Raw genomic sequence first — 3,147 nt, forward strand, 5'->3', positions numbered from 1 at the left:
TGGCCAGCCGCACCAGTGATTCCGAGCCATCAGCGCCAACGCTGTCGACGCGCACCGCGCCGCTCTCCAAGCGCCACACGGTGTGGATGTCAGTATTGGAGAGGGTCTCGCGCTGGGCAAGATCGCGTGTTTGCCGGTGACGCAAATCGTTTTTCATGGTCATGGCGCTCAGAACTTGACGTTCACACCCACGTATACCGAGCGCCCCATGCCCGGCACAGCAGTGCCCCACTGCGGGTAGTTGGGCAGCGCCGGGTTGGTCATGGTGGTGCCCTGGCCGGTGTAGGCGCCGCCTGTGGGCAGGTAGTAGAACTTGTCGAACAGGTTCTCTACGCCAAAGTCCAGGCGCACCTGCTTCCAGGCATAGCTGCTGCGCAGGTTGACCAGGCTGTAGCCGGGGGTCTTGATCTCGTTGCGCACCGCAGACACTGTGTCCTTGGCTTTCACCATCAACAACTCCAGGCTGTTGTCCCAACCTCCCTGCCTGTGCGTCAGCGCCAGCTTGGTGTTGAGCGGCATGATGTTGTACAGCCCATCCCCCGTATCCTGGTTAGTGCCGTTGGTGTAATTCAGCAGGCCCTTGAGTCCGAAGTCACCCATGGCATTCTTGGCTAATGGCAGGTGGCCCGACAGGTCCAGCCCGTAAATCCGCGCCGACTGGTTGACGAATTTGAGAACGCTGAACTGGTTCTTGACCTGTGAGGTGGACACCAGATTGGTAGTGGCGTTCCACTGGACGGCGTCGATGTAATCGACAACCTGGGTGTAGTACGGTGTGGCCTTGAAGCCCCAGCTACCGTCGACCGCATGCCAGTCAAAGGTGGCCGACAGTTTGTTGGCCTGCTCGGGCTTGAGGTTAATGTTGCCGAAGTAACCGTTGCCATCGCCGACAAAGTTGTTCATCAGCGCCGCCATCTGCCAGGTGGACCAGGTGAAGCGCTCGTACACATTGGGTGAGCGGGTCTTGTGGGCAAAGCCGAATTCGATGGCGTAGTTGTCACTGGCGGTGTAGCCGGCCGCCGCGGTCAGGTCGGTGTTGTTGTCCGTTGTCTTGTGGTTGCGGGCGTTGAAGGCATTGGCGTCACGCGCCTGAAAGCCCATTCCGGCGGGGTTGTATCCAATGGCTGCGCCGGCATCCATAGTGACCTGCTCGTAGCGCGCGCCCAGCAGGGTCATCCATTGTGCGGTCTTGCGGCCTTCCCACTCGGCAAACACCGCGCTGCGGTCGCGCTGGCCGTCGCGGATGTTCCAGAACGTGCCAGGTGACATGCCGCCACCCGATGGTGCCCACCAGTCGTTGATGCGGTATTGCTGGGCTTCTCCACCCACGCGCAGTACATCCTGCCCGCTGAGGTTGATGTCTCCCTTCACGTTAAGACCCGTGGTCTTGCCTTCTGTAAACATGGGCATGCCCGCAGCGCACGTGGAACTGATGGGGGCACAGGGCGTGCCAAACAGCGCCGTGGGGCCGCCGGAGCCCACCGGGGGCACACCGTTGCCGTACCAGTAGCGCTTGTCCGCACCGAAGTCCATGAAGTGGTCCACCTTTTCCTGGTAGGCGCGTGCCTCGAGTGCTCCCCAGTCAAACTGGCCCGCATAGCGCAGATTCACACTCTTCTGGGTGTTGTCCAGCATGTCCATGCGCTGGTTCGGGTACAGCTGGAATGGCATGTCCTGAAAACCCAGCTTGGCCTGGAACAGGTGGTTGTCGTTCTTGAACGCCAGGCCCACGGTCTGGTTGCGTGTCTCATAGGCCGTAGAGCCCACTTCGTTGCGCGGCAAGTTGCGCCCGGCACGACCCGTGAAATCGTAAGTCTTGAAGTCGGCACCCGCGGCGTAGTTGTCCGCCTTGCTGGTGGAGCCGTCGTAGCTGATGCCGAACGCATCGGTAGCGTGCATGACGGACACGTTTGCGCCGCGCGCCTTGTTGTTACTGCGGTAGAAGGCACCGATTTCGCCCTTGGTGATGCTTTGGCCGCTTGCCGCAAACTCGGGTGCACGCGACTCCGCCAGAATGGTTCCGCCAATGCTGTCGCCGCCCGCACTCACGGGCGAAATGCCGGCGAAGACCTTGAGCACGCCCACATTGGTCGGGTCGAGGTATGACAACGCCGGGTTCATGTGGTTGGGGCAGGACGCAATCAGGTCCATGCCATCGACCTTGATGCGCAGGCGGTCGTCCGCCAGCCCGTGGATGGCGGGCAGACTGGACACGCCACCGGCGCCATACAGACTGACGCCGGGAATGTCGGATAGCAGGCTGGCCGTGTCGCTGGTGGAGGACAGGCGCGGCGCCAGGCCGGCCCTGTCGAGTTGGGTGGCGCCGGGTGCGGCGCTATCCAGTTTGGAGTCGCTGACCGTCACTGCGGGCAGGGTGATGGGTTTGACATCGGCGGCAATGGCGTTGCCGCACAACATGCACAGGGCGGGCATGGCGAAGGACATCGCCACGGAGAGTTTATTGACTTTGAAATATGGCATGAACAGGACCTCTTCTTCACTATAAAAAACGAAACCAGCCCTTTTGGAATGGGCGTGCAACGCTATGAATTCAATAGCTTAGAAAAAGGCCGGAGGCCCGCGCGGCGGTGGCGCGAAAGTGCGCGCTTCGGAGTAGAAAAAAACCTGCCAGACCGTGGGCTCCCGTTGTCGATCCTGAACCAGGAAGGGGTAAGGCAACGGTTCGTTTATCAATGCCACTCGGTCTGTGGATTGCAGGCAAAACGGGCAGTGATCGAGCGTGGCGACCGGCTCGGGCTGGGGTGCGGAGTCCTGAGTCGCCGACGCGGTGTCGGCAACCACCCATCGGGAACCCTGGGTGGTACAGATTTCAATGCCTTGCGCTGCCTGCCCCCGGGCAAGCACCAAGGCGTGGGAGACCGACGGGGCAATGGCCCCCAACACCGCAATGAACACAACCAACCACACCACCCAGGGGCGGTGCAGCGTGCTGCGATGCGGTGACTTTGTCATCGGGAGAAACGCCTGTCTTTACATCTTGTGCTTGCTGTGGTCCATGGCAGGCATGTCCGCCGGCTTGGCACCGGGTGCCGTCATGGAAACCGGCAGGGTGATTTCTGTTTTGGTCTCCACACCCTTGGCATCCTTGAACACCAGCGTCATGGGAATGGTCGTGTCTTTCTGCAA

General features: G+C 61.1%; 2 protein-coding genes. Both read right to left on the reverse strand.

The features are described 5' to 3' along the window. Positions 1-168: 168 nt before the first annotated feature. The gene (locus KBF66_RS19305; protein WP_296661359.1) at positions 169-2,481 is read right to left on the reverse strand and encodes a TonB-dependent receptor; all 2,313 of its coding nucleotides are present in this window, start codon (positions 2,479-2,481) and stop codon (positions 169-171) included. Between the two features lie 78 nt (positions 2,482-2,559). Next, entirely contained in the window at positions 2,560-2,973 is a 414-nt protein-coding gene (locus KBF66_RS19310; protein ID WP_296661361.1) for a DUF2946 domain-containing protein, read from the reverse strand. Between the last annotated feature and the right edge of the window lie 174 nt (positions 2,974-3,147).

It is taken from the genome of Rhodoferax sp. (assembly GCF_018063565.1).
Classification (GTDB): Bacteria; Pseudomonadota; Gammaproteobacteria; order Burkholderiales; family Burkholderiaceae_C; genus Rhodoferax.